The 25,784-nt window shown below is 50.9% G+C and carries 23 protein-coding genes and 1 tRNA gene; 9 read left to right on the top strand and 15 right to left on the bottom strand.

Annotated elements, in window-relative coordinates:
* Nucleotide 1 precedes the first annotated feature (1 nt).
* Genes FYJ24_RS03790 through FYJ24_RS03775 form a run of 4 tightly spaced genes read right to left on the bottom strand, consistent with a single transcriptional unit; the run spans nt 2 to nt 4,982 of the window.
* Nucleotides 2–1,738: an FUSC family protein gene (locus tag FYJ24_RS03790; protein WP_154543764.1), complete on the bottom strand. Its 1,737-nt coding sequence runs from the start codon at nt 1,736–1,738 to the stop codon at nt 2–4.
* Nucleotides 1,739–1,759: 21 nt separating this feature from the next.
* Nucleotides 1,760–3,175, bottom strand: a complete 1,416-nt coding sequence (locus FYJ24_RS03785) for a L,D-transpeptidase family protein (RefSeq protein ID WP_154543762.1) — start codon at nt 3,173–3,175, stop codon at nt 1,760–1,762.
* A 24-nt stretch (nt 3,176–3,199) separates the two neighbouring features.
* The gene (locus FYJ24_RS03780; protein WP_154543760.1) at nt 3,200–3,883 is read right to left on the bottom strand and encodes a response regulator transcription factor; all 684 of its coding nucleotides are present in this window, start codon (nt 3,881–3,883) and stop codon (nt 3,200–3,202) included.
* Nucleotides 3,858–4,982: a sensor histidine kinase gene (locus FYJ24_RS03775; RefSeq protein ID WP_154543758.1), complete on the bottom strand. Its 1,125-nt coding sequence runs from the start codon at nt 4,980–4,982 to the stop codon at nt 3,858–3,860. Before FYJ24_RS03775 ends, FYJ24_RS03780 begins: the two co-directional genes overlap by 26 nt.
* 123 nt (nt 4,983–5,105) lie before the next feature.
* On the opposite strand from FYJ24_RS03775, the gene phoU reads away from it, so the two are divergent.
* The 8 genes from phoU to thrB all read left to right on the top strand — a co-directional run bounded on the left by phoU (nt 5,106) and on the right by thrB (nt 13,032).
* The gene (gene phoU, locus FYJ24_RS03770) at nt 5,106–5,756 is read left to right on the top strand and encodes a phosphate signaling complex protein PhoU (protein WP_154543756.1); all 651 of its coding nucleotides are present in this window, start codon (nt 5,106–5,108) and stop codon (nt 5,754–5,756) included.
* 17 nt (nt 5,757–5,773) lie between these two features.
* On the top strand, nt 5,774–6,898 hold the full coding sequence (pstS, locus tag FYJ24_RS03765; RefSeq protein WP_206192483.1) for a phosphate ABC transporter substrate-binding protein PstS: 1,125 nt from the start codon (nt 5,774–5,776) through the stop codon (nt 6,896–6,898).
* Nucleotides 6,899–6,907: 9 nt separating this feature from the next.
* The gene (pstC, locus tag FYJ24_RS03760) at nt 6,908–7,858 is read left to right on the top strand and encodes a phosphate ABC transporter permease subunit PstC (RefSeq protein WP_318656508.1); all 951 of its coding nucleotides are present in this window, start codon (nt 6,908–6,910) and stop codon (nt 7,856–7,858) included.
* Nucleotides 7,851–8,951: a phosphate ABC transporter permease PstA gene (gene pstA, locus FYJ24_RS03755; protein WP_154543752.1), complete on the top strand. Its 1,101-nt coding sequence runs from the start codon at nt 7,851–7,853 to the stop codon at nt 8,949–8,951. The genes pstC and pstA overlap by 8 nt, the downstream gene beginning before the upstream one ends.
* Nucleotides 8,948–9,727 carry a phosphate ABC transporter ATP-binding protein PstB gene (pstB, locus tag FYJ24_RS03750; protein ID WP_154543750.1) on the top strand — a complete coding sequence of 260 codons (780 nt, stop codon included), beginning with the start codon at nt 8,948–8,950 and terminating at the stop codon, nt 9,725–9,727. The genes pstA and pstB overlap by 4 nt, the downstream gene beginning before the upstream one ends.
* Before the next feature lie 89 nt (nt 9,728–9,816).
* Nucleotides 9,817–11,037, top strand: coding sequence for a cobalamin-independent methionine synthase II family protein (locus FYJ24_RS03745; protein WP_154543748.1), 1,221 nt, complete (start codon nt 9,817–9,819; stop codon nt 11,035–11,037).
* A 1-nt stretch (nt 11,038) separates the two neighbouring features.
* Nucleotides 11,039–12,106: a threonine synthase gene (gene thrC / locus FYJ24_RS03740; protein ID WP_154543746.1), complete on the top strand. Its 1,068-nt coding sequence runs from the start codon at nt 11,039–11,041 to the stop codon at nt 12,104–12,106.
* Entirely contained in the window at nt 12,091–13,032 is a 942-nt protein-coding gene (gene thrB / locus FYJ24_RS03735) for a homoserine kinase (protein ID WP_154543744.1), read from the top strand. The genes thrC and thrB overlap by 16 nt, the downstream gene beginning before the upstream one ends.
* Nucleotides 13,033–13,148: 116 nt before the next feature.
* Here thrB and FYJ24_RS03730 read toward each other — a convergent pair whose 3' ends face one another.
* The 11 genes from FYJ24_RS03730 to proB all read right to left on the bottom strand — a co-directional run bounded on the left by FYJ24_RS03730 (nt 13,149) and on the right by proB (nt 25,180).
* Entirely contained in the window at nt 13,149–14,213 is a 1,065-nt protein-coding gene (locus FYJ24_RS03730) for an aspartate-semialdehyde dehydrogenase (protein WP_154543742.1), read from the bottom strand.
* 103 nt (nt 14,214–14,316) lie between these two features.
* Nucleotides 14,317–15,132, bottom strand: a complete 816-nt coding sequence (locus FYJ24_RS03725) for a PfkB family carbohydrate kinase (RefSeq protein ID WP_154543740.1) — start codon at nt 15,130–15,132, stop codon at nt 14,317–14,319.
* Nucleotides 15,129–16,346, bottom strand: a complete 1,218-nt coding sequence (locus FYJ24_RS03720; RefSeq protein WP_225871981.1) for an acetylornithine transaminase — start codon at nt 16,344–16,346, stop codon at nt 15,129–15,131. The genes FYJ24_RS03725 and FYJ24_RS03720 overlap by 4 nt, the downstream gene beginning before the upstream one ends.
* Nucleotides 16,309–17,220: an acetylglutamate kinase gene (gene argB / locus FYJ24_RS03715; protein ID WP_154543738.1), complete on the bottom strand. Its 912-nt coding sequence runs from the start codon at nt 17,218–17,220 to the stop codon at nt 16,309–16,311. The genes FYJ24_RS03720 and argB overlap by 38 nt, the downstream gene beginning before the upstream one ends.
* Complete coding sequence (argJ, locus tag FYJ24_RS03710; protein ID WP_154543736.1) at nt 17,217–18,374, bottom strand: bifunctional glutamate N-acetyltransferase/amino-acid acetyltransferase ArgJ; 1,158 nt, start codon at nt 18,372–18,374, stop codon at nt 17,217–17,219. Before argJ ends, argB begins: the two co-directional genes overlap by 4 nt.
* A complete protein-coding gene (argC, locus tag FYJ24_RS03705) occupies nt 18,371–19,435 on the bottom strand; it encodes an N-acetyl-gamma-glutamyl-phosphate reductase (protein ID WP_154543734.1) in 1,065 nt (354 codons plus the stop codon). Before argC ends, argJ begins: the two co-directional genes overlap by 4 nt.
* A 91-nt stretch (nt 19,436–19,526) precedes the next feature.
* Nucleotides 19,527–20,384, bottom strand: a complete 858-nt coding sequence (locus FYJ24_RS03700; RefSeq protein ID WP_154543732.1) for a potassium channel family protein — start codon at nt 20,382–20,384, stop codon at nt 19,527–19,529.
* Between the two features lie 19 nt (nt 20,385–20,403).
* Nucleotides 20,404–21,429, bottom strand: a complete 1,026-nt coding sequence (locus tag FYJ24_RS03695; protein ID WP_206192482.1) for a glycosyltransferase family 2 protein — start codon at nt 21,427–21,429, stop codon at nt 20,404–20,406.
* Entirely contained in the window at nt 21,416–22,798 is a 1,383-nt protein-coding gene (locus FYJ24_RS03690; protein WP_206192481.1) for an aldehyde dehydrogenase family protein, read from the bottom strand. Before FYJ24_RS03690 ends, FYJ24_RS03695 begins: the two co-directional genes overlap by 14 nt.
* Nucleotides 22,762–24,021, bottom strand: a complete 1,260-nt coding sequence (locus FYJ24_RS03685; RefSeq protein WP_154543730.1) for a glutamate-5-semialdehyde dehydrogenase — start codon at nt 24,019–24,021, stop codon at nt 22,762–22,764. Before FYJ24_RS03685 ends, FYJ24_RS03690 begins: the two co-directional genes overlap by 37 nt.
* A 13-nt stretch (nt 24,022–24,034) precedes the next feature.
* Nucleotides 24,035–25,180, bottom strand: coding sequence for a glutamate 5-kinase (gene proB, locus FYJ24_RS03680; protein WP_318656507.1), 1,146 nt, complete (start codon nt 25,178–25,180; stop codon nt 24,035–24,037).
* Nucleotides 25,181–25,261: 81 nt separating this feature from the next.
* On the opposite strand from proB, the gene FYJ24_RS03675 reads away from it, so the two are divergent.
* A tRNA-Pro gene (locus FYJ24_RS03675) sits at nt 25,262–25,338 on the top strand.
* Nucleotides 25,339–25,784 lie beyond the last annotated feature (446 nt).

Genomic DNA, 25,784 nt, shown 5'->3' with positions numbered 1-25,784 from the left:
GCTAGACCGTAGACGATGCAAATGCAACGCGCTTGGATAGGTTCTCAGTAGCCAAGTCGAGAGAATCGCCCGTCGCATCCAGGTTGTGTGAGTCTTCCATATACGTAGTCGCCGCGTCACACATTGCTGCCGCCGACATGGCAACGGGTATCCATCTTTCCGCGATGTTTGAAGTAGGTGGAGGCTCAGCAACAGCTACCCGGAGCTTTTGTATAAAACTAGACAATTGCTTATAAACTCGTTCTCGTTGCACAAAGGTTGTGTGAAGTGAAGCTCCGGAAGCCTGAACTAATGTGGCATAGTCGGTCAACGCCTTATATAAAGGAACAAAATATTCTTGGAATTCAGGCTCACGCACTTTCGGCCACACTAGATACCCGAATACATAAATGATAATTGCAGCGATAACAGTCGCCAGGAGTCTTTCAGAACCGTAATAATGGGGGTCATGGGGGCCAGGGATAATGATGTCACCAAAAAAGAGGACAATAGGGACCATAAAGAACTGTTTGTATACTCCCGACGCAGAACCTATCCATGGCAACGCGAATGCCATGATGGTAATCCAACTTGCGAGCCAGAAGCTCGAATTATCTAGCCAAAGAATGACAGTGGCCAGTCCAACCCCGACGAATGCTCCGACGATTCTTTGAACCGCCCTACCAACAACTGCAGACATGTTGGGTGTCATTACCATTGCTACAGTTGTTGCAACCCAAAAGAGATGATCAATAGGCAACAAGAAGCCAATGAGCATTCCAATCGAAAAACATAACGCCAATCGAACCCCGCTAGACAAGGCGAATGAAGTCCATCGTTTTCCGTGGGCGATTTCTAAGGCGTTGGTTTCAGGCAATAGCGCTTCACGATTTGAGTGGTCGTCAGAGCTTATGTACCTCTCATATGCCCGGTGTAGCGTTGGAAATGCTGCAAGGTCGGTGTATTTTACGTTCCCCTGTAGGAGTGACTCCAACGCCGAGGCCAAAGTCAATAGGTCAGAGGGCGTGTCCATCAACAGCGCCTGAGCATAGGTCTGATCTAGCGCTTGTAACACTTCGCGATACCGGCCAAACATGAGGTCAGGAACTGCAGCCTGTGCAAAGGCTGCCGCGAAATTAGAGGTTTCTTGTTCGTTTTCCATTCGGCTTTGGCTACTATCGCGTTTCGCTCGCTGACGGCAGTTCTTCGCAAGCGTCGTAATGCCTGTGTTCAATACCGACACTTCCGACACGCGCTGCGTAATGATACCTTGAATGATGACGCCGATTGCATAGAGGCCTGCGCCCATAAGAAAGAATATGGCATAGCGCCAGTAGGGCCTGTCCGACATACCAGTGACCATGGAGGTAATCATCATTACTTGCATGGCCGCTGTAGAAAAATATTGACTCCATGTTGCTAATGTCCCTGCGAAAAAAGCTACAACGACTAAGAACACAAAATGTACCCACGTCGTAATATCACTGATGTAGCCGGAAAAGAAGGAGCAAAATGCGCATGGGGCGACGAATACTACTTTTCTCACAGTCTGTTGATAGAGAACGCCAGGTTTTTCAGAGGCGGTGAAGAACATCGCTGCAAATGACATCCACATCGCCTCGGGAAGGAAGCCCGTCGCCGAACCGATAAAAAATGGTACGCCGATTGTCAGCGCCGCCCGCAGCGAGCTTTGCCAAACAAGATGAGGATGTGAGGAGCTCAGTGTATGTTTGAGCCAAGCTATCTGCGCCCCACGCATACCTCCCCCCGCCAGTTCTAGTTAGTAATGGCTGGCAACCGTCGTGCCGATACCCGCAAAGTCATAGAACCACTCGGCTTCATCGACAGGCATGTTGATACATCCATGTGAGCCAGCCTCGCCTCCATACCCGAAGCTGTCTCGCCAATACGCCCCATGTAGCGCATATCCTTCATGAAAGTAGGTAGCCCATGGAACGTCGGGAGTCTCATAACGGCTTCCATCGGCGTTGAGCCCCCGCATGGTCTGCGTGGGGAACTGCAAATATGTCTTGTAAACTCCGGTCACGGTCGGTGTAACTGGTGCACCAGGAACCATACTCACAGGACCTCTGACAATCGTTGATCCTTCATAGGCAGACACCGTGTAATTGGACAAATCAATGTCTATCCATTTTTCGCCAGGTGCAGCCTGATAAGCCAGGTTTTCCGCGCCATCAGCAATGAGACGGTCATTCCACTGTTCAGAAGTAATTTTGTCATAGTCAAAGTCACCGTAATACGCCTCACGGTTCTCCATTGCATGGATTACCTCATCGGCAACTTCTTTGGCGTTCTTCGCTTTCCAACCGATCCCGCCTTCGCTGACAGTAGAGACAACATCGCCTCGCGAGTTGACATTCCTCACCCCAGGCGTAGGTTCGACGTTACTAGCTAGGGCGGCAGCTTCTACCCACGCAGTCACTTTATCTTTATCGATTTCAGCTTTATCAGCAGATATATTGACCCATGACGCTTTTTCGACCTCGGTGGGAGTGTGCGTGTCAATACCGTCAGTGATGGAGATATCGAGCCCCACAACCGTATTTGCATCATCGGCAGCTTGCTGGGCTGCTTGAGTTGAGACTTCTGGCTGTACCTCCGACAAGGACAGTTCAACGGTAGCTGGTTTAAGAGCAAGCGCCGCGGCCCTCGCAGTTTGTTTGAGAGTATCGCCCTCGATTTCCCGTCCCACTACCGCAGGTGTGACAACGAAGGAATTGCCTCCATCAGAAAGCTCAACAGAGGCGTCTTTCTTTGCTTCCCCATACTTTTCGATGAGGTTTTCTATATACGTCTCTTCCTGCTTCTCATCAACACTATATACAGGGTCGATATTACGAGGAGAGAATGCCGCCGAAAAGCGTGAGACGATACTCGTGTTTGGCGCGAGTACCTGTGCTGTGGTTTCTTCTGCGTCGAGAACGTAGCCAAGTTCTGAGAGTTTTGCCGTAGTACGCTCCTCGCCTATCACGATAGTGATTGCAGCGTCAGCAAAACGGCTATGAGTGTCATCAACAATTTCTTCGCCAGAGAGTCCAGACACGGACTGGCCTGCGACACTGGCACCAGGTAAAGCCCGATCCTTAAAATGAAATGCGTAATAGGACCCGGCCGCGGCCACAACAAGCACAAAGGCAACTACTATGCCAAGAATCCACCACAATCGTTTACTCACAAGCGCGAGTATACGAAGTTTCGGTCATGAGAATCTATAGCCCACGCCGCGTACTGTATGGATCAAACGCGGCATTCCCGGCTCTCTCTCGATTTTGTCCCGCAGCCGTTTGATATGAACATCTAATGTTTTCGTGTCACCAAAGTAATCGCTTCCCCATACCAGAGCGATAAGACGGTCGCGAGTTACTACCCGCCCAGCGTTCGACATGAGCAGTTCCAAGAGCTCAAATTCTTTTCGAGGGAGAGGGGTTTCTTCACCATTGACCAGGAGAACATGCCGTGAGAGGTCCAATGTGACGTGTTCGTGGCTCAGGCTTTCTATATCCTCGCCAATATCCCGTCGACTAAAGCGTCGCATTACCGATTTAATACGGGCGAGCAATTCTCGTGAGGAATACGGTTTCGTGACATAGTCGTCCGCACCCAGTTCCAACCCAACGATGCGGTCAACTTCTGACGACTTTGCAGATAGAACAATGACAGGGACATCTGATGTGGAGCGTATTCGCCGGCACACGTCCAGACCTGGTGTCCCTGGAAGCATGAGATCGAGCAGTATGAGATCTGGGCGCCTGGAGGAAAACTCATCGAGTGCTCGGTCTCCATCAGTAGCGACTCGCACTCTGTATCCCTCTGCCTCCAGTAGGTAGGCCAAGGGCTCAGCAATTGATAGCTCATCTTCAACTAACAGTATTTCTAGTGCCATCGTCTTCCTTCACTAAGGGCAATCGCAATGTAAATGTAGAGCCTATTCCTGGTTGTGACCATACCGTGAGATCGCCTCGTAGGGAGCGTGCCGTATTGCGGGCAATCGCCAATCCTAGGCCGGTACCGCCACTGCGTCGAGAGCGCCCCTTGTCCACGCGATAAAAACGCTTAAAAATATGGGGCTGTTGTTCAGGTTCGATGCCAATCCCCTGATCGGTTACTGTGATCCAGCCTATACTCTCACCGTGTCCAAATCCCAATGAAACACGGGTCCCACCAGCACTATATTTGATCGCATTTTCCACTAGGTTCGTTACTGCCACTTTAAGGCTTCGCTCTTCACCTGAGACTACGAGAGGCTGGTCCCGGGGTTCCACGACAAGTTCAATGTTGACATTTGCTGCCAAAGTCTGGTGCTCTGAAACTACGTTATGTACCAGAGTCACCATATCTATGGGTTCTAACGCATCGGTCTCCCATCCACTTTGTGCTTCTGAAAGTCGAGCAATATCTTTCGTAAGCCGAGAAAGACGTTCAATTTCTTGACTCAATGAGGCTGTAAAATGCCGTATCCGCTCGGGGTCTCCGTCCGCAGCGATGATAGCCTCTGAGAGAAGAGAGAGTGCTGCCACTGGCGTATTGAGTTCGTGACTGGCATTGGCAACAAACTCTCGGCGTAGGCTTTCTGTGTCGTATTTGTCCTGGTCGTCCATGACTAAAGCGACCACGGCACCATCTTCTAGTGCATAAAGATGAGCCCAATAGGGTTCCAACTCATTTGATGGTCGCACCAAAGCCATACGTGAGTGAGCGGTTTCACGCAGATAGCTGCGAAACCATGAGGAAGTTTGCAATGTCTCTACCGTCACTGGATGTTCTCTCGCTGCGCGATTCATCCCAATAATGCTAAGAGAACGATCAAAGACTAAGGCGATGAGTGGAACTTCTTCGAGAGTTGCTTCAAGATCTGGTGAGATTCTTGTACGTGAAGATTTCACGGCTCTAATAACTGAGTGAACACCTTGAGTAGTTAAGACACCTATTACGACTCCCAAGAGGGCTGCACCAAGGATCAGCCAATGAAAAAAGTCAGTCACACGTCAATGGTACGGCGGTTCATCGAACCTTCCTCAAGAGTTCACCAAGAATTCACGTTGATGTGTCTGTCTATTCATCTCGGTGACAGAAGATAACTGAAGCCGAAGAATAGGTAGAGATACATGCGTGATGCATTCCAAGAGGAACTAGAGGAAACCAGACAGCGTCTAGTCGAGTTGGCCGAACTGATAGAAAAAGCGATCACCGGCGCAACTGAGGCCTTCCACAATTCCGATTTGAATCTGGCAGAAGCGATTGTGAAAGGCGACCAGATCATTGACGAGAAGGCTACAGAGCTAGACGAGTTCGTCCTTGACATATTAGTCCGCCAGCAACCTGTCGCATCGGATTTACGGCTCATGATTTCCGCCATGCGTATAGGTGGGCATCTGGAGAGAATGGGAGACCTCGCTGAGCATATTGCTTTGTTTGCGCGCTATCGGTTCCCAGATTCTGTAGTTCCACGTTCTCTAGAACGCCCCTTCTCGAAAATGCGGCAATTGGATGTTGACGCGGCGACCGCGGTCGTTGCTCTGTTGAAGTCTTTTGACCTCACTTTTGCGGCGCAGATCCGCGAAATGGACGATGAAATCGACGCGCTCCATGCGGGTATTTTTGCCCAGGTACTTGACCGTGATTTCGAAGGCGATGCCACGGTGGTCGTAGATGCGACTTTAGCCTCTCGATACCACGAAAGATTTGGGGACCATGCGGTGTCTATCACCGACAATGTCCTCTACCTTGTTTCCGGCGAACGCGCCGGTGACGCATGAGAAATGGAGAAAGAATAGTGAAGAAATCTCTTGCTACTATCACGGCTCTAGTTGCAGCCCTGGCAATGACAGGATGCGCGGCAAATGAGTCGTCCAAGCCAGAGTCCGGGGGTACCTCCAGCCAATCTGGACAGAGTGGCTCTGAAACCACAGCCTCGGCATTGTCAGGTACATTCGCTGGAGCAGGCGCATCAGCACAGGAAGCAGCCCAAGCCTCCTGGATCGCGGCATTCCAAGAGAAGAACCCTGATGTAACCATCAACTACAGCCCTGTCGGTTCTGGGGATGGTCGCAAACAGTTCATCGAGGGTGCAACTGTCTATGCAGGAAGCGACTCATACCTCAAAGACGAAGAACTAGAAGGAACCTTCGCGCGCTGTGCTGACGGCTCTAAGGCGATCGACCTTCCGGTGTACATCTCCCCTATCGCCGTTGTATTCAACGTTGAAGGTGTCGATGCACTCAATCTCGACCCCGACACTCTCGCCAGAATTTTCAAAGGCGAGATCAGTAACTGGAACGATCCTGCTATAGCGGCACTCAATTCCGACGCCACACTCCCAGATTCACAAATCACAGTGGTGTATCGGTCGGATGACTCGGGTACAACCAAAAACTTCACTGATTATCTCCACGCCACTGCTCCAGAAGCTTGGCCAGCAGAAGCTGAAGAGGCTTTCCCCGGTGATTTTGCGGGAGCTGACGGTGCACAAGGGACATCCGGCGTCATTTCATCAGTGACCAACGGCCAAGGAACAATCGGATATGCCGATGCTTCAAAGATTGGCGATCTGAACACCGTTGCACTCAAAGTAGGCGAATCCTTCGTCAAATATTCACCTGAAGGTGCCGCGGCAGTTGTTGATGCTTCACCAATGGTTGATGGACGTAGCGAACACGATTTAGCTGTGAAACTAGACCGTGCAACTACTGCCGAGGGCGCATACCCTCTCGTCCTAGTGTCCTACCTGATTGTCTGCGAATCATACGCTGACGAGAAGGACGCCGCATTTGTCAAAGATTACGCCAGCTTCATCGCTAGTGAAGAGGGACAAAAGGTTGCTGCAGAAGGTGCAGGATCAGCTCCAATATCAGCTGATACCCGTACGGCAATCGAAGCTGCTATCGCTTCAATCAAATAGGTGGAATCGGTGAGTGCAACTGAGGTGGCTGAAGAAAAACGCCTCCTTGAAGATTCCGGCTCTTCGCATCGTATGGGAGACCGAATCTTTTATGGGGCAGCCTTCGGATCAGGACTGCTTATTCTTGGAATACTGATTGCAGTGAGTGCCTTCTTATTGGCACAATCAGTCCCAGCTCTCATAGCACCAGCAGAAGAACTGCCAGGTGATTCATCAAGTTTCTGGTCCTATGTGTTGCCGTTCGCCTTCGGTACTATATGGGTTGCATTAATTGCACTACTCATAGCGACACCGATATCGATCGCAGTCGCACTCTTCGTTTCACACTACGCACCACGGTCATTAGCCAAGCCTTTTGGCTACGTTATTGACCTTTTGGCGGCCGTTCCTTCTGTCGTCTTTGGTCTTTGGGGAATCGGGGTCTTAGCGCCAGCCGTTCAACCAATCTATGTTTGGTTGACCGAAAATCTCGGCTGGATTCCGCTTTTCCAAGGACCCGCTTCGGGTACAGGCCGTACAGCTTTGACTGCTGCATTGGTTCTGGCGGTCATGATTCTTCCGATCATGACCGCCATGAGCCGAGAAGTGTTCGTTCAAACTCCCGTATTGCAGCAAGAAGCCGCGTTAGCCCTTGGAGCTACGCGATGGGAAATGGTTCGAACAGCGGTTCTGCCCCACGGACGTCCTGGAATTATCTCTGCGATGATGCTTGGGCTTGGCCGCGCACTAGGAGAAACGATGGCGGTCGCTATGGTTCTCTCACCGGCAGCAATCATCTCGTTTGCCCTTTTGACCACGCAAAATCCCAACACCATCGCAGCGAACATCGCATTGAACTTTCCCGAGGCTTTCGGAATCGGTGTCAACACATTGATTGCAACGGGGCTCGTTCTGTTCGCGATTACCCTCGTCGTCAATATGTTGGCGCGTTGGATCATCCGGAGGGGAAACAATGCTTGATACCGCGGTCGCATCGAAAGAGAAAATAGTGCAGCTGGATTCTTCCGCGCCTCTTGTAACAGCGCGCCTGCCTCAATGGGTTCCTGCAGGAAGCCTCATAGGTATCGTTATATTGCTGGTGGGAATCAGCGCATTGATTGACATAGCGGGCAATCGCCCCGTGTCGTGGTTGGGACCTCTCCTGGTTGCGGTGTTGATCTGGATAGTTGTCATCTACATCCTTGCCAGGGTCGTTGAGGGCAAGAGACGAGCTTTCGATCGACTCATGTCTACCTTGGTATGGAGTGCTTTCGTAGTTGCAGTTGCTCCGCTTGTCTCACTTCTATGGACCGTAATCGTTGGCGGCATTGCCAGAATGGACGCACTCTTTTTCACCAACTCAATGCGAGGAGTAGTTGGGCAAGGAGGAGGCGCACTTCACGCGATTATAGGAACAGTGGAAGTCACTCTTTTCGCTGCTCTTATCTCAGTTCCAATCGGCCTACTTACGGCGATTTACATTGTTGAGTATGGCAGCGGGAAAAAGATTACTCGAGCAATTACATTTTTTGTTGATGTGATGACCGGGATTCCGTCGATAGTTGCTGGTCTATTCGCATACTCCCTATTCCTGATGATCTTGGGGCCTGGCTCTCAAAATGGTTTTGCGGGGTCCGTTGCACTGTCTATTCTCATGATTCCAGTTGTGGTGCGCTCCTCTGAAGAGATGCTGCGATTGGTACCGGCTGACCTTCGCGAAGCAAGCTATGCCCTAGGCGTACCTCGTTGGCGCACCATCACTAAAGTTGTCTTGCCTACAGCTCTACCGGGTATCACAACCGGAATCATGCTAGCTATCTCCCGCGTTGTTGGTGAGACTGCGCCACTTCTCATAGTTTCAGGATTTACGCATTCGATGAACTACAACCTTTTTGACGGTCCCATGATGACTCTCCCAGTTTTCGTTTACAACTCATTTATGAGTCAGGGAGCAGATGCCCAAGCATATGTGGATCGTGCCTGGGCAGGTGCGCTCACCCTCATCCTCATAGTTGTAGCTCTCAATCTAGTGGCACGTTTTATCTCCCGTTTAGCACGAAGGAATGTGAAATGAGTACCCGCATTGATATCGACAATTTGAACGTCTATTACGGGAAGTTCTTGGCAGTTTCTGAAATCAATATGAGCATTGAACCTCAATCAGTTACTGCCTTTATTGGCCCTTCCGGCTGTGGAAAGTCAACTCTGCTGCGGACACTCAACCGAATGCATGAGGTGATTCCCGGCGCGCATATTGACGGTGAGGTCCTTGTCAATGGCGAAGATTTATACGGTGACTCCGTTGACCCTGTGTTAGTTAGACGCCGGGTTGGAATGGTTTTTCAACGTCCCAACCCCTTCCCCACCATGTCGATTGCGGAAAACGTCTTGGCTGGTGTGCGACTCAACAATCGTAAGATCTCCAAGACTGATGCTGCTGATCTTGTCGAGAGTTCACTGACAAAAGCAAATCTGTGGAATGAAGTAAAGGACCGTCTGAACCAATCAGGGTCTTCTCTTTCCGGTGGTCAACAGCAACGCCTATGCATTGCACGGGCGATCGCAGTATCCCCAGAAGTCATTCTCATGGATGAGCCGTGCTCGGCTCTTGATCCAATCTCCACTCTCGCGATTGAAGACCTCATTGCGGAGTTGAAGAACGACTACACAATCACGATTGTCACCCACAACATGCAGCAGGCCGCACGCGTATCTGATTACACGGCATTCTTCAATGTCTCGGGAACCGGGCAACCGGGGAAACTCATTGAATATGGACCGACCAAAACAATTTTTTCGAATCCGACACATAAGGCTACTGAGGACTACGTGTCAGGTCGTTTCGGGTAGCGCGCCTTTCTCACCCACTAGTCAACAAGGACAAATAAGGCCGGTCTGAGGTACATTCACTTCGGAACAATTCACAGCCGGAGGCACGAATGCTCGACTCTTCAGACCGGATTTTGACAACACAGGCTGGGTCCTTACCTAGAACTGAGGCTCTTTTACAAGCCAACAAGCTTTGGACCGAAGGCGAATATCCTGGCGGATGGGATGCTTTTTCCTCATTCCTTGAAGAGCAGGTGCTGGAATTAGTTGAACGTCAAATTGATACGGGCCTCGATATCGTTGGCGACGGTGAGTATGGAAAAGCGATGAGCTCCAAGCTGGATTTTGGGGCCTGGTGGACCTATTCATTTGCCCGAACCGGAGGACTTGAACTGTCCAGCGACACGATGTGGACAGATAGCAATGTCATTTCTGAGCCGGGAAATCCGCAGCTTACTGGTTTTAGCTATCGTCGCGATTGGACTGCTTTTCACGATGCATATACTGACCCCACTTCGGGCGTATCCATACGGTCTGAGGGAGCCAAATCTTTCCCAAAAGCAACCGGACCTCTTTCATATATTGGTCACGATGCTCTAGCAGTCGACATCGCAAACATGAAAGCTGCCGTTGAGGAAACGGGCGCTGAAGAAGGATTCATCACCGCACTGTCGCCAGGCTCAGCTAGTCGGATCGGTAATGAGTACTATTCATCGGACGAAGAATGGCTCTATGCGTGGGCCGATGTACTGCGTGAGGAATACCAGGCGATCATTGATGAAGGTTTGATTCTACAAATCGACGACCCCTCAATTGCTGAAGCTTTCGATCAGATCACTCCTGAGCCTTCGACTGAAGATTACTTAGCATTCACGAAAGTCAGGGTGGAAGCCCTCAACTATGCTCTTCGTGATCTACCCGAAGACCGTATTCGTTTCCACCTATGTTGGGGCTCATGGCATGGACCTCACACTACAGATCTTCCTTTTGAGGACATTGTCGATCTCATGCTCACCATTCGGGCCGGTGCTTATTCCTTTGAAGGAGCGAATGTCCGCCATGAACATGAGTGGCGCGTGTGGGAGAACACTGCACTTCCCGAAGGGAAGCTGATTATTCCTGGAGTAGTTTCTCACGCGACTAATGTTGTGGAACACCCACGTTTAGTCGCCGATCGTATCATTCGCTACGCACAACTTGTCGGACGCGAAAATGTAATTGCGTCAACGGACTGTGGCCTAGGCGGTCGTATCCACGGGCAAATTGCCTGGGCAAAATTGGCGGCTCTGGTTGAGGGAGCTCAGCTAGCAACAACTGAATTGTGGGGTTGAAATGTCAGAATCCATCGTCCAACAGGGACTTATAGAACGCTACCGTGAATGGTTACCAATCACACCTGATGGCCCGGTTATTTCTCTAGGGGAAGGATCCACTCCCCTCGTTCATGCTCCAACACTGTCAGAAGCTGTTGATGGAGATGTATGGATTAAGGTTGAGGGAGCTAACCCCACCGGTTCCTTCAAGGATCGCGGTATGACAGTTGCCGTCAGCGTTGCTGCTGCTGAAGGTGCAAAAGCTGTTGTATGCGCATCGACAGGAAACACCTCTGCTTCAGCAGCTGCCTATGCAGTTCGCGCTGGAATGACGCCGGTTGTTTTATTGCCAGCTGGGAAAATAGCAAAAGGGAAACTGGCTCAATCGATTGTCTACGGCGCGAAAATTGTGCAAATTGATGGCAACTTCGATGATTGCCTTTTGGTGGCACGCAAACTGGAAGAACACTATCCTATTGCCTTAGTAAATTCCGTTAACCCTAATCGAATTGAAGGCCAAAAGACCGGGTCTTTTGAGATTATTGATGCGCTTGGGGATGCGCCGGATGTACATCTTCTTCCAGTGGGAAATGCTGGAAATATTACGGCATATTGGAAAGGCTATAAAGAATATTTCGAGGCAGGGAAGGCTACTAGAAAACCGAAAATGTGGGGTTTCCAAGCAGCAGGAGCTGCACCTTTAGTTTTGGGGCACCCCGTGAGTGAGCCTGAGACTATTGCTACTGCTATTAGGATCGGGAATCCCGCCTCTGCGGAATTTGCCATTGCGGCACGCGATGAGTCAGGTGGACTCATCAATTCGGTTACTGACGAGGAAATCCTTGCGGCGCAAGCACTTTTGGCTTCTCAAGAAGGTATATTTGTGGAACCAGCATCGGCTTCTGGGGTTGCTGGTCTGCTCAAGCTTAAAGCAGCCGGGCAGGTACCCAGTGGGCTGCGTTTTGCTATTACCGTCACGGGCAACGGACTCAAGGACATTGATACAGCGCTGTTGGGACGAGATATCGAAACCGAAATTGTGTCAGCAGATGTGTACCAGGTGGCAGCTGCGTGCGGACTCAACTAACTCCTGGACGATCCGTCACTGTCCAGGTCCCTGCCACAAGTGCTAATCTTGGCCCCGGCTTTGATTCACTCGGATTGGCCTTGAATTGGTACGACTCTACGACGATTCAGGTCACGAATCAAGGATTCGTTGCTGAGGTTACGGGTGAAGGACAGTCTTCAGTTCCCCGTGATAAGACGCATCTCGTCATCGCGACCGTTCTCGAGGCTTTGGACGATCTTGGTACCCATACACCGGGTCTCCGACTCACCGCACACAACACAATACCCCACGGACGCGGTCTAGGTTCGTCGTCTGCAGCATTGGTGGCAGGTCTACTGCTTGGCTGGGGTTTGGCGCGTGCAGATGAGCCAGTTGACCGAGAGTGGCTTCTGCGTGAAGCCTATCGGCGCGAGGGGCACGCAGACAATGTGGCTCCTGCTGTGTTGGGTGGTTTCGTGATTACCTGGGGCGGGGCCGACGTAGATACCCCTGATGCAGGAGTGCGCGCTCGGCGTTCAAGGATCCATCCAGACGTTGCCGTTCTTGCTCTGGTTCCATCGTTCGAGCTAGCTACAACAACTGCACGAGGGGTTCTACCACTAGAAGTACCTCTCACTGATGCTGTGGCCAATGCTTCACGAACGGCTCTTTTGGTCCATGCGATGGCGGAAGAACCGGGCCTCTTCCATACGGCAACCTCTGACCGACTGCACCAGAATGCCCGTACTTCCCTCATGCCCTCTTCTATGGCGCTTGTTGAGGGACTTCGGAAGGACGGATACGGTGCGTTCATCTCTGGAGCAGGACCAACTGTATTGGTATTACTCACCAGTGATCGCTTTGATGAAGCCGAAGAGTCATTGAAGAGGCTGGACCCTCATGGTTCCTATTCAGTGCATAGGCTAACGCCTGGCCATGGAGCACGTCTACTCACAGAAGATTGAGGGAGATCTTTCAGTCTTTACCATATTGCTCAACGCCAAAACTGCTGTGTGGGTGCTAGTTTCACCTATCCCCACACAGCAGTTTCATAGCTCAAATACAAGAGCACATGAGGCTGTTAAGCTGTAGCGATTTCTTCAGCAACTAGCTCAGCTACTTGGATGGCATTGAGTGCGGCACCCTTGCGAAGATTATCAGCTGCTGCAAAGAAAACCAGTCCTCGACCTTCAGGGACCGATTGATCTTGACGGACGCGTCCCACAAATGTTGGGTCATTTCCTGCTGCTTCAAGAGGCGAAGGTACCTCGCTTAACACAACTCCGGGTGCCCCTGACAGAATCTCTGTCGCACGCTCGGCACTCAATGGTGCAGCAAACTCAGCATGTACTACGAGGGAGTGCCCGGTGAATACGGGAACTCGAACGCATGTTCCTGCAACAGCGAGATCAGGAAGCTCGAGAATTTTTCGCGATTCAAAACGAAGCTTCTGTTCTTCGTCCGTTTCGCCACTACCGTCATCAACGAAGTTTCCTGCTTGCGCAACCACATCAAAAGCAATTGGCGCTACATACACTTGCGGAATTGGAAAGTGCACAGCATCGCCTGAAAAGGTAAGTTCTTCTATCGGTTGCCCGGAAGTAACAAGTTCACGTACCTGGGACCCTAGTTCACGAACACCGGAGAGCCCAGACCCCGATACCGCTTGGTACGTTGCTACACGCAGGCGTTCTAACGGTGATTCATTCGCTAGAGCACGCAAAGCTGGCATGATTGCCATAGTCGTGCAGTTAGGATTAGCAATGATTCCAAGCGGACGCTCTTTAATCGCATGTGGGTTGACTTCGGAGACAATAAGAGGAACTTGTGGGTCCTTGCGCCAACCGGAAGAATTATCTATGACGACAGCGCCAGCCTCTGCGAATCGCGGAGCGTAGGCCTTCGATGCGGTTGCCCCCGCAGAAAACAAAGCAATATCGATTCCGCGCAAGTCCTCGACGCTAGCGGACTCTAGGTCTTCAACGACAACTTCTTGATTACCCCACGGTAGCTTTTTTCCCGCTGATCGTGCTGAGGCAAAGTAACGAATAGTAGTCAGAGGGAAGTCTCTTTCAGCAAGTAATTTGCGCATAACGCCACCTACCTGCCCAGTTGCTCCAACAACGGCTACCGTTAAGTTGCCCATTTTCTTCCTTTCATCAGTGACACTTCTATGTCAGTATCAGGTCAAACGTAGACCATCTATATTCTTGGACAAATGTCAGTCCATACCTCGACCATGTATTCTCTCATCGCAGCTGCAGACGGGTACTCGGGTTAGCGCAAAACGACGATGCCACTTCGCCTGCCCGCGAAAGGGCGCATTGGACTTCCGATATTGTGAGTGGCCAACCTGCTATATAGTGGGCAAACGCGCCATGAAAAACATCGCCCGCACCCAGGGTATTGACGGCGTCGACCTGTGGCACAGAAATGAATCTTTTCTCGGGAGCAACTATTTCGATATTATCTTGCCCGTGGGTAATCGCCACGAACTTACAAGGCATTACGTAGTCGGCGGGGCCAGCGAAATCTTCGGACAAAATGGCTACATCAACCATTGGCAAAAGCTCATCAAGGCCTGTTTTCCACGATCCCCCGTCGAGGATAATCGGAGTACCACGATCTTTCGCGATAGTGGCAGCCTCAATGGCACTCGAGAGATGATGCCCATCTAGTAATAGCACGTCGCATGGAGGCAGCCCGTGAGCCAGACGATTGTACGTTGGAAGAGACTTGTATGACGATACGACGGCTCGATCCCCGGATTTCTGAGAGACAATCACTGTTGCGACAGGAACGGGTTGCTCCTCGGACAATGCAACAAAGTCAACTCTTGTCGAGGATAACAAATCCTTGACAAGTATTGACGGCGGAGCATCGTCTATAGCTGATATGAGCGTGGTGTCACTACCAAGAGTCGCCGCCGCAGCAGCCGCATTAGCAGCAGGACCTCCAAAATCGAGAATAGTCTCATCCGCGACAGTCTTTTCATTTTGGGCCGGGTAAGTGCCTACTCGTTGAATAACATCGAGTGTGAGGAGACCTAACGCGACAATTCTCATGAGGGTTCTTCGAGTGCTAGCGTAAAGAGCTCTAGGAATTCCTGAACGTCGTCATCCGAAATGATGAGTGGTGGCGCCAATCGTATGACCCTATCTGACGGGGCATTAATAATGAGGCCTTTGTCGAAAGCTCTTTTGGCGACTACAGGAGCAACAGGCTCATTAAGCTCTACTCCCAATAGGAGACCTTCTCCTCTGACTTCCTTCACTGAAGAACTTTCCAACGCCATGATTCCGTTGCGTAGAGCTTCACCCTGCGCCTTTACATTGGCAAGGATGCCTTCACTTTCGATATAGCTCAACACTTCGTTAGCGGTGTGTGTCGCAAGTGGATTGCCCCCAAACGTAGTCCCGTGCGATCCCGGATAGAACAAATCGGCGCAGGAAGAGAAAACGACCAGAGCACCAATAGGAAAGCCTCCAGCAAGCCCCTTAGCGGCTGTGAGGGCATCAGGTTTGACACCCTCAAGCTGCCAGGCAAACCAGCTCCCCGTTCTGCCAGCACCGGTTTGAACTTCATCAAAAATAAGAAGTGCACTATGAGAATCAGTTAGTTGCCGAGCGCGCTCAAGAAAGCCTTCCGGTAGTTGTTGTACGCCAGCTTCTCCCTGGATGGGTTCGACAAAGAGTGCTGCGACGTCATCATCAAATGTGTCTTCTAAGGCATCCAAGGTTGCCGGAATATGGATGACTCCGGGGAGCATCGGCGCAAACGGGTCCCGATATTTTGCTTTAGACGTCAGTGACAGTGCGCCCATGCTGCGTCCATGGAAGGCGCCTTCTAAGGCAATTATCTTCGTTTTGCCGTATTTATTCGCGTGGAGCCTTGCAAGCTTGAGTCCAGCCTCTACTGCCTCTGTCCCAGAATTGGTAAAAAATACCTTTCCACCGTTTTCAGCTCCAGACAGTCGTAGTAGTCGTTCGGCCAATTCCACTTGGGGGGGTGACACGAAAAAGTTTGAAATGTGCCCTAAGACAGTAGCCTGTGACGCTACAGCATCAACAAATACAGGATGTGCATGACCCAAAGAGTTGACCGCTATACCGCCCAAAAAGTCCAGGTAGCGTTTGCCGGTGGAGTCATAAAGGTGTGTGCCTTCCCCGCGAACCATGCACGCCAGGGGGTCTCCGAAGGCATTTACCATGCTGCTCTGTGCGCGCTGCTTCCAGTTTTCGTCACTCATCATCTCCCCTAACTTCGGTTCCAATCCCATCGTCCGTAAATAGTTCCACCAAAACCGAATGAGGTACTCGCCCATCAATTACTGTCGCGCGAGGGACTCCACCTTCAACGGCGTCGAGGCATGCTTGCATTTTTGGAATCATGCCTGACTCTAAAGACGGTAAGCGCTCACGAAGTTCAGAGACAGCAATCTGAGAAATCAATGAATCGCGCCGCGGCCAATCCGCATAAAGTCCTTCAACATCGGTGAGGAGCAGAGCTCGTGACGCCTTGAGAGCCGCGGCCAGGGCGCCAGCTGCAAGATCAGCGTTAACATTGAGAGTTTCCCCCGGGTCATCAATGTCTGGAGCAATCGTCGAGATCACGGGGATTCTCCCTGCTTTGAGTTGTTCAAGAACAGGACGCGGATCTACCTCGACAACTTCGCCAACAAAACCTAGATCAACGGAGTCACCATCGATGGTAGCTTGCATCTTATGCGCTTTGAAGATCGCAGCGTCCTCACCACTGAATCCAACGGCCAGTGGCCCATGTTTATTGATAAGGGAAACGATCTGCGGATTTACCATTCCTTGTAGGACCATACGTACAACTTCAATTGCCTCTCTGTTAGTCACACGGTAGCCACCCCGGAACTCAGACTGTATACCGAGACGATCCAGCATTTCAGTGATTTGGGGACCACCGCCGTGAACAACTACCGGCTGTATACCCACATGCCGTAGATACGCAATATCATCGGCAAATGCAGCCTGTAGTTCTGGATTGATCATGGCATTGCCGCCAAATTTGATAACGATGACTTTGCCTCGGTGTTTTTCCAGCCACGGTAATGAGGAAATAAGTGTGCTGGCAAAAATAGATGCTTGTGAAAGGTCTTTATCCCTAAAGGCGATTTTACTCATGATGAATAGGCACTGTTCTCATGTACATAGTCGTAGGTAAGGTCATTCGTCCAGATTGTTGCGCGCGAGTTTCCGCTCTTCAAATCGATGTCGAGAACAACTTCACGTTCGGTGAGGTCGACCTCGTCGCGCGGGCGATCAGGTTCTCCTTGCGAACATACTCTCACCCCGTTGAGTGCAACATCCACGTTGTACGGGTCGAATTGAGCATCAGTTGTACCGATCGCGGCCAATACTCTGCCCCAATTGGGGTCATTTCCAAAAATTGCTGCTTTGAAAAGGTTGTTTCGGGCAACCGACCGTCCAACACTCAGGGCGTCCTCCACGCTTCTTGCGCCCGTAACATTGATCGCAATGTCGTGGCTGGCACCTTCAGCGTCCGAAAGCAGTTTTAGTGCAAGCTCTATGCACACCTCAGTAAGCGCGTTCACGAATGTATCGGATTCAACGCGTACACCAGAGGCACCGGAAACCATCAGGGTCACTTGATCGTTCGTTGACATACACCCATCAGCATCAAGCCGATCAAAAGAGACTGAGGTAGCGACTTTGAGGGCATGCTGTGCAACTGGCTGGCTGATGTCGGCGTCCGTTGTGATCACTACCAACATGGTTGCCAGGCCAGGGGCCAGCATCCCGGCCCCCTTTGCCATCGCTCCGATAGACCAGCCATCCCCCTGATATTCCGCTGTTTTCGCAACGGTGTCAGTTGTCATGATCGCTTGAGCTGCACGGTCCCCTCCGTCTGCAGAAGCCTGCGAAAAAGCTACAGGCAACGCGTTCACAATAGCTTCACGGAAGGCAGTGCCGCCCTCGCCAATAAGGCCTGTAGAGCACACTTGAATATGGGAAGGAATCGTCCCCAGGATGTGTGCAGATTCTTCAGCTGTGAGTTTAGTTGTGTCATAACCAAACTGGCCAGTGAAACAGTTAGCCCCGCCAGAATTAAGCACTATTGCGGCAATAACTCCACTTTCTATCGCCTTTTGTGACCACAGAATAGGATTAGCCTTAGCTCTATTAGACGTGAACACGCAGGTACCCACTTGACTGGGGCCATTATTCACAACTACAGCAAGATCAAGCTTATCTTGGGCTTTTAACCCGGCATGCACACCGGCAGCACTGAAACCTTGAGGGCAAGTGACACTCATGGGGCGACTCCGTTCACGCTAAGCCCGGCTCCCTCAGGGAGACCTAAGGCAATATTCATCGACTGGACTGCCGCGCCAGCAGTTCCTTTAGCTAAGTTGTCGACTGCGGCAATAACCACTACTCGTTGCGCCTTTTCATCTACGGTCACTGACATTAAGACGGTATTCGCGCCAACAGTCCATCCGGTAGCAGGATGCTGACCTTCTGGAAGCAGCTGAACAAATTGTTCATCGGAATAGGCTGTTTCCCAAGCGGAACGTACCGTGGCAGCATCCACTCCAGGCGACAGCGGCGCGCTGCATGTTGCCAAAATTCCACGCGACATAGGAACTAGTACCGGTGTAAAGCTAATACGGATGTCTTCTCCACCCGCACCCCGAAGAGCCTGCTGAATTTCTGGAATATGCCGGTGCACTCCCCCGACAGCATACGGACTGGCTGAGCCGAGGATCTCAGAAGCTAACAGATTAGGTTTGAGAGACTTCCCAGCCCCAGAGGGCCCCACTGCTAATACTGCAACAACGTCGGATCCGTCGATAACTCCTGCGCTAATACCGGGGGTCAAGGCAAGCGCTACGGTCGAGGCGTTACATCCCGGAGCTGCAATCCGTTGAGCACCAATAAGATTATCGCGCTGTTTTGTCTTCCCCACAAGAAGTTCTGGTACCCCATAGACCCAGGGGGCGTGAAAACTGCCCCCATAAAACTCGTCCCATGCCTCGACATCAATCAAGCGATGGTCGGCACCACAGTCGATAATGAGACATTCTGGTGCAAGCTGTGCAATAGCATCGGAAATTTCCCCTGATTTGCCATGAGGAAGCGCGAGAAATACGACGTCATGACCAATGAAGTTTTCTGGGGTTGTATCTTCAAAGCGCCTATGCGCTAGCGATCGTAGATGTGGTTGAACCTTGCCTACTAGCTGCCCCACCTGAGAATGTGCGGTGAGAACGCCAATCTCACAGGAGGGGTGCCCCGACAATATACGAAGGATTTCTCCCCCCGCATAGCCAGAAGCTCCCGCCACTGCGATGCGATACCGTGTTCCATTATGCATACTTATTACTTTAGCTGAATATACACTCACGCTGATGGGAGTGTCGCATTGTGGGCGAATTAATCCTCGCTCCTACACATCGTGTTTTCTATTAAGACTCAGCTTGGGGACTCTTTGCTTGTTTGACTGAATCACTATCCAAGTGTGTCGGTTTTGCATACTCCGTTTCTAGCTCACCGACTGAGAGTGCATCCATGAGGATCCGACCATCATCATGTTTTTCTTCATTTTCCTTGACCTTTTCACCGCTATGGTGGTGTAGGTAGTGTTTTAGCTCATCATTGAATGCAGAGATCATCGTCGCTGATGTAACACCAACAATGAAGATTCCTCCCACCATCAAACAAATGGCCAATAGTCGTCCCGTGACCGTTACCGGCGTAAAATCTCCATATCCTACCGTGGAAATCGTCGTAAAACCCCACCACATTGCGTCTCCCCAGTTGACGATATTTGCTTTGGGATCGACTCTTTCGAAAAGAAATACCAATGTTGAGATTGTGTAAACATAACACAAGGCAAAGAGGGAAATAGATATAAGGGCACGCATACGAAGACCTGCTGCGCCGTGCCTCCTGAAGAATTGTAGACGCCATATGTACCGTATCAGCAGGAACGGACGCAAATAAGGGATGAGGAGTGCCACTAACTCAAAAGCCTGCGTTTGAAAAAAACGCCACCGATTATCGGATAAGACCATTCGGACAAAATAATCCAGAATAAAAAGGCTCCACAATATCAGCATAACGAGTAATAATGTGTAGCTCAGTTTGGCAGTCATCGTCGATGGAGCTGCGATCAGATATGCGCTTACTCCCACGAAAACGATGGAGAGTATAAACATAGGCCATACCGTCAGCTGTTCCCAACGCTCATACCGTTGTTTTAATTTCTTGCGTAATTGCCGAGGCCCCTGCAACGCCCTATCGCTCGCAGTACTCTGGGGCATTTCTGCATCCCCCCGAATCTCAGTTGAATCCAATCACTTTCTGAGCGCCCCTATACCCAAGAACGGCTAGCTCTTCACCAACTCTACCGGGAAGATTCACTAATTGCCCGAAGAAACGTTTACGCATGTAGTCTGTCAACTGCGGATCTTCACGGCGAAGGTCATCCCAAAACTGTTCTTTTCCTTGTATCGTGGCTCTGTCCCTGGATACTAATGCCATCATGGACGAGACCATTGTGATGATTTGTAGATAGTGGGCCATGTACCGCAATAATGCCTCAGGGAGTCCTGGCTGCCTACGCACCTGTGAGAAAAAACGGAACATTTCTCGATTTATTCGAGTTTGTTGATCGAGCCGCCCGATCATTACTGTTTCATTTACCGACTGATCTTCTCGCCCGATGAAATAGCGATAGAGGTCTATATTGGCATAGTACAAGCGCTGTACTGAAGGAAGAGGAATAAAAGCATACAAATTATCTACGTAAAAACTGTGATGCGGCAGCTGAAGTCCGCACTCACGTAAGATTTCTGTGCGATAGATAAGCGAGTGCATCAACATGTATTGCCAAAGACGGAATCGGCCGATACTAGCCCAGGAGAATTCTCGATCTAATGGAAGACAGTTGGTGTAGCGTGACACTCTCTTGTGTCGCTTGTCTTCGGTTTCATACACAAAATTACTAACGACTAAATCAATTTGACGGTCTTTATCCACGAATGACCGCAAAAGCTCCAAAACAGTCGCATACGCCTGTGGCGAGAGCCAGTCATCTGAATCAACGATTTTAACATAGGTGCCTTGTGTAGCCGCGATACCAGCATTGACGGCCGCACCATGCCCTCCATTTTCCTGGTGGATTACTCTCACGAGGTGAGGGAAGGTAGCGGCATAGAAATCGGCAATACTTGCGGTACTGTCTGTGGAGCCATCATCGACGATAATGATTTCGACGTCCTCAGCCCCTACGAGAAGTGAGTCTATGCACCGATGCATGTAATCGGCGGAGTTGTAACACGGAACAACGACACTAAGAACCTTCACTCAGCTCTCTCCTTCCCCTTCGTGCGAGGCTGCCCCATGTATTTTCGATACGCGCAACCATATGGATAATAGCTGTTTTTAGTGGACTATACGGCGGTTGGATCATTCTAAGCGTGTCAGGAAACAGCGGCTTTGAAATAACTGGTTTCATGTGAGTAAAGGTATTCCACGAGGATTTGCCATGATAGGCGCCCATCCCTGAAGCGCCGATACCTCCAAATGGAATTCCAGTAGCCCCTGCCTGTAGTAACGCAACGCCTGAACCTACGGCCCCTGAACTAGTCTGTTCAACAAAATGTTTCTTTGCTTCACGACCAAAAACATAGATTGCCAGCGGTTTAGGGCCGCTTTTGACATACTCAATTGCTTCTGCCAGTTCCATACCAATAACTGGCAGAAGAGGCCCGAATATCTCTTCAGACATACTGTCATGAGTTGTATTTTCAGCGGCAAATACTGTAGGAGCTACATAGAGATCGTTTCGGTCCGAAATAGCATCAGGTTTGAGAGCAAGCAAACGCTCAAAATGTCTATCGTTAATAATTCTTCCGTAATCGTGACTATCTTGCGGATTCTTTCCCCACATCGCATGTACAGCATTATTGATGGCCGCAACTACATCATCAACCATCGAAGGCGGGCACATTAGATAGTCGGGAGCAACACAGGTCTGGCCAGCATTGATAAACTTTGCCCAGGCAATTCGTCGCGCGGCAGCGCCCAAATTCACTGACGAGTCAAGCCAGGTTGGAGACTTGCCTCCTAATTCCAAAGTAACTGGCGTGAGGTTCTTCGCCGCCGCTTCCATCACAATTCGCCCAACGGCACCTCCTCCAGTGAAAAAAATATGGTCAAAGTCTTGCGTAAGAAGAGCAGTAGTTTCCTCTACCCCACCTAGAACTACGGAGACGCCAGGCACATAATGAGGAACAAGACTCAGTATTTCTGCAGTAGCAGGCGCAAGTTCCGAAGGTTTAATCGTTGCAGTGTTTCCGGCGGCGAGAGCGCCAACTAGCGGGGCTAAAGCCAACTGAAGTGGATAGTTCCACGGCGAAATGATCAGCACACTTCCTAAGGGTTCAGGAACCAGAGAAGCCGACGCAGGCAAATAGGAAAGTGGGAGCCGTAGCCGCCGAGGCCGCATCCAATTGTCGAGGTTCTTTAGTGCGCACCCGATTTCAGAGAGCACCACACCAATTTCCGTTAAATCTGCTTCCTGGGGGCTCTTACGAAGGTCGCTATAGAGAGCATCTTTTATAATCTGGTGGTGGTCAATCAGAAATTTCTGTAGACCCTCTAGACGCTGCCGTCGGACCGTAATACTAGGACCAATCATTCCCGAATCTGTCCATCCCCCATAACGATCCACTTTGTCGTCGTCAACTCGCCAAGCCCCATCGGACCTCGGGCGTGCAGTTTCTGCGTTGATATCCCTATCTCTGCACCTAAGCCAAACTCTCCACCATCAGTGAAACGCGTTGACGCGTTGATATTGACAACAGCCGAATCAACTTCACTGGTGAATTTTTCCGAAGCGGCCAAACTAGTTGTACAAATCGCTTCGGTATGCCCCGATGACCATGTGCCAATATGTGCAATAGCAGCATCAATGTCAGGTACCACCCCGACTGCCATCTCAGGTCCTAGATATTCAGTCGCCCAATCATCATCAATGGCAGCTACTACCCCAGGCATCTTACCGACGACAGACAGGGTTTCATCATCTGCATGAACCGTGACCCCTTTGTCGACAAGTGCGCGCACTACCGAGGGAAGGAACGTGGCGGCCTGCTCTCTATGGACAAGCAGAGTTTCAGCGGCATTGCAAACAGAGTTGCGTTGGGTTTTGGAATTGACAACGATGCGCAATGCTTGGTCTTGGTCAACGTCTCTATCGACGTAAATATGACAATTACCCACACCCGTTTCTATGACGGGAACCTGTGCTTCTTTCACGACTGTCTGAATAAGCCCGGCGCCTCCACGCGGCACTAAGACATCGACAAGTCCGCGGGCTCGCATAAGCGCGACACTGCCTTCCCGTCCCAGCGTGTCAATAGACTGTACAGCGTCCGCAGGTAACCCCACCGACTCAAGAGCTTCACTGAGGACACTCACTATGGCCATATTGGATTCCAACGCAGCACTTCCACCACGCAGAATCACTGCGTTGCCACTTTTGAGACCTAGTCCTGCAGCATCGACAGTAACATTGGGGCGAGCCTCGTAAATCATTCCCACTACTCCCATAGGAACAGCGAGCTGCCTTAAACGCAATCCATTCGGCAATGTTGAACCGCGCAATACTTCACCGACAGGATCTGGCAACGACGCCAGATCTTTCAAAGCCTGCGAAATCTGTCGGATCCGCTCTGAAGTGAGTGTGAGTCGGTCGATGAGCCCTGGCGTGAGGCCGTTTTCTTTTCCCTTTTCGACATCATCCTTGTTGGCCTGCAATATCATGGCGTCCATGTCGACCAATGCCTCGGCCATCGCATAGAGGCCAGCATCTTTCATTCCCCGAGTTGCAATTGCCAGCTGGCGTGATGCAACACGTGCTTTTTTTGCGATCTCAGCAACAGCGTTATCCATGAATCAATCCTACTTACTTCAGTCGTCGATGCCGTGCCATGACCACCAATTCATCACGGTGGACCACTTCGTGAGCGAGTTCCTCCCCCAGCTTTGCACTAATTTCATCCATAGAGAGCCCCTTCACCTCACCGATTTGTGGCGAGCTGTATCCCGATAGTCCACGTGCAATAGCTGTTCCCTCCCGAGAGGCTATTTCCACTGGTTGTCCTGCTTTGAAATCACCTTCGGCACGCACCACTCCTGCTGGCAATAAAGAAGCATTCCTCTCGGCAATCGCTCGCACAGCGCCCTCATCAACAATAATCCGGCCCGCAATTTCTGCAGCGTAGGCCAACCATAATTGTCTACGAGGTAGGCGCTTGCCTGTCGGGTGAAACCACGTTCCTACGTCCGCGCCTGTGAGTGCTTCCTCAATTAAATCCGCGGAGGTGAGCAGTACAGGGATCCCCGAAGAACTAGCGATAGCGGCCGCCTGCACTTTCGTCACCATGCCTCCGGTGCCTACAGCGGATCCTCGCGCTCGAATATCCAAATGTTCAACTTCATCAAAGCGGTGAACTTCCCGAATCTTCTCAGCTGTCGGGAGCTTCGGGGGTGCGGTATAAAGAGCGTCAACATCAGTGAGCATCACAAGCACATCAGCATGTACGAGGTGGGCGACTAACGCTGCAAGCCGATCGTTATCACCAAAACGAATTTCATCTGTTGCAACGGTGTCATTCTCGTTGATGACGGGTACTACTCCCAGCGACAGTAAACGTTCTAGAGCGCGACGAGCGTTGCGATACTGCGATCGCCGCAACACATCCTCCGCCGTGAGAAGAACTTGCCCCACAGGAAGGCCAAAAATCTGGAAGGCCTGTGTGTAGTGTGCCATAAGAAGACCTTGCCCAACTGAGGCCGCGGCCTGCGCAGTTGCCAAGTCGCGCGGCTTTGTTGGGAGGTTTAGTGGTCCCATCGCCGCAGCTTGAGCGCCACTAGAGACTAACACCACTTCACCAGTATCCAAACGGTGTGTGGCCAGCACTCTTACCAAATAATTGAGTTTATTGACATCCAGATGGCCTCCCGGTTGTGTGAGAGAAGAAGAACCCACTTTCACCACCACGCGCGCGGCTTTGGCAATATCGGAACGCTGTCGAAGAGGAATGTCCACCTCATGATCCTAACAAGGGCAACACAATGATGGATTTTGCTCTCAGGAGCACAAGCACTAAACTCATCCTTGTTGTTTCCACGGGCTGTGGCGCAGCTTGGTAGCGCACTTGACTGGGGGTCAAGGGGTCGCAGGTTCAAATCCTGTCAGCCCGACCAAAGGAACTGACTAGATTTCAACGATCTAGCCAGTTTTTCCCAGAAACGGGTGCTAATCCCCTAACTAGTCCCCTATAAAGGGTCCTGGATTTCCCCTTCCCACGTACGGGGTTATAAAACCGTACACGGGGCTGCATGCCGCCCCGGCAGCTACCACATCGCCCAGTATGCGGTAAATGGAAGCGTTTGAATTTCACGCAATGCGGTGAGAGATGAAAAAACTAGATACCCGTCAAAAAACTTCGAGGAACTGTTCTTCGTGCTTTGCGGCCTTCCGAAAGGTTGGGGCAGATGGTGGTGGCTGACGAACGATATTATGCGGCTCTTCGGACTTTGGTGGGGTGTGAAGGTGTTTCATACTTTTAGGTGTGATCCAAAAAGATAATAGAAACACCTTCACTGTCTCTGATCCTACGTTGATTCTTCAGGCTTTGGTGAGTTTGAAA

The organism is Scrofimicrobium canadense (genome assembly GCF_009696615.1).
GTDB lineage: Bacteria > Actinomycetota > Actinomycetes > Actinomycetales > Actinomycetaceae > Scrofimicrobium > Scrofimicrobium canadense.
The sequence above is the reverse complement of the archived record's forward strand: the minus strand, read 5'-3'. Positions and strand labels throughout refer to the sequence as shown.

What these genes read in the sequence shown, in the direction of transcription:
- FYJ24_RS03790 (WP_154543764.1), bottom strand. Translation starts at nt 1,738, where the DNA reads ATGCGTGGGGCGCAGATAGCTTGGCTCAAACATACACTGAGCTCCTCA.
- FYJ24_RS03780 (WP_154543760.1), bottom strand. Translation starts at nt 3,883, where the DNA reads ATGGCACTAGAAATACTGTTAGTTGAAGATGAGCTATCAATTGCTGAG.
- phoU (WP_154543756.1), top strand. Translation starts at nt 5,106, where the DNA reads ATGCGTGATGCATTCCAAGAGGAACTAGAGGAAACCAGACAGCGTCTA.
- pstA (WP_154543752.1), top strand. Translation starts at nt 7,851, where the DNA reads ATGCTTGATACCGCGGTCGCATCGAAAGAGAAAATAGTGCAGCTGGAT.
- pstB (WP_154543750.1), top strand. Translation starts at nt 8,948, where the DNA reads ATGAGTACCCGCATTGATATCGACAATTTGAACGTCTATTACGGGAAG.
- FYJ24_RS03745 (WP_154543748.1), top strand. Translation starts at nt 9,817, where the DNA reads ATGCTCGACTCTTCAGACCGGATTTTGACAACACAGGCTGGGTCCTTA.
- thrC (WP_154543746.1), top strand. Translation starts at nt 11,039, where the DNA reads ATGTCAGAATCCATCGTCCAACAGGGACTTATAGAACGCTACCGTGAA.
- FYJ24_RS03730 (WP_154543742.1), bottom strand. Translation starts at nt 14,213, where the DNA reads ATGGGCAACTTAACGGTAGCCGTTGTTGGAGCAACTGGGCAGGTAGGT.
- FYJ24_RS03725 (WP_154543740.1), bottom strand. Translation starts at nt 15,132, where the DNA reads ATGAGAATTGTCGCGTTAGGTCTCCTCACACTCGATGTTATTCAACGA.
- FYJ24_RS03720 (WP_225871981.1), bottom strand. Translation starts at nt 16,346, where the DNA reads ATGGGATTGGAACCGAAGTTAGGGGAGATGATGAGTGACGAAAACTGG.
- argB (WP_154543738.1), bottom strand. Translation starts at nt 17,220, where the DNA reads ATGAGTAAAATCGCCTTTAGGGATAAAGACCTTTCACAAGCATCTATT.
- argJ (WP_154543736.1), bottom strand. Translation starts at nt 18,374, where the DNA reads ATGAGTGTCACTTGCCCTCAAGGTTTCAGTGCTGCCGGTGTGCATGCC.
- argC (WP_154543734.1), bottom strand. Translation starts at nt 19,435, where the DNA reads ATGCATAATGGAACACGGTATCGCATCGCAGTGGCGGGAGCTTCTGGC.
- FYJ24_RS03700 (WP_154543732.1), bottom strand. Translation starts at nt 20,384, where the DNA reads ATGCCCCAGAGTACTGCGAGCGATAGGGCGTTGCAGGGGCCTCGGCAA.
- FYJ24_RS03685 (WP_154543730.1), bottom strand. Translation starts at nt 24,021, where the DNA reads ATGGATAACGCTGTTGCTGAGATCGCAAAAAAAGCACGTGTTGCATCA.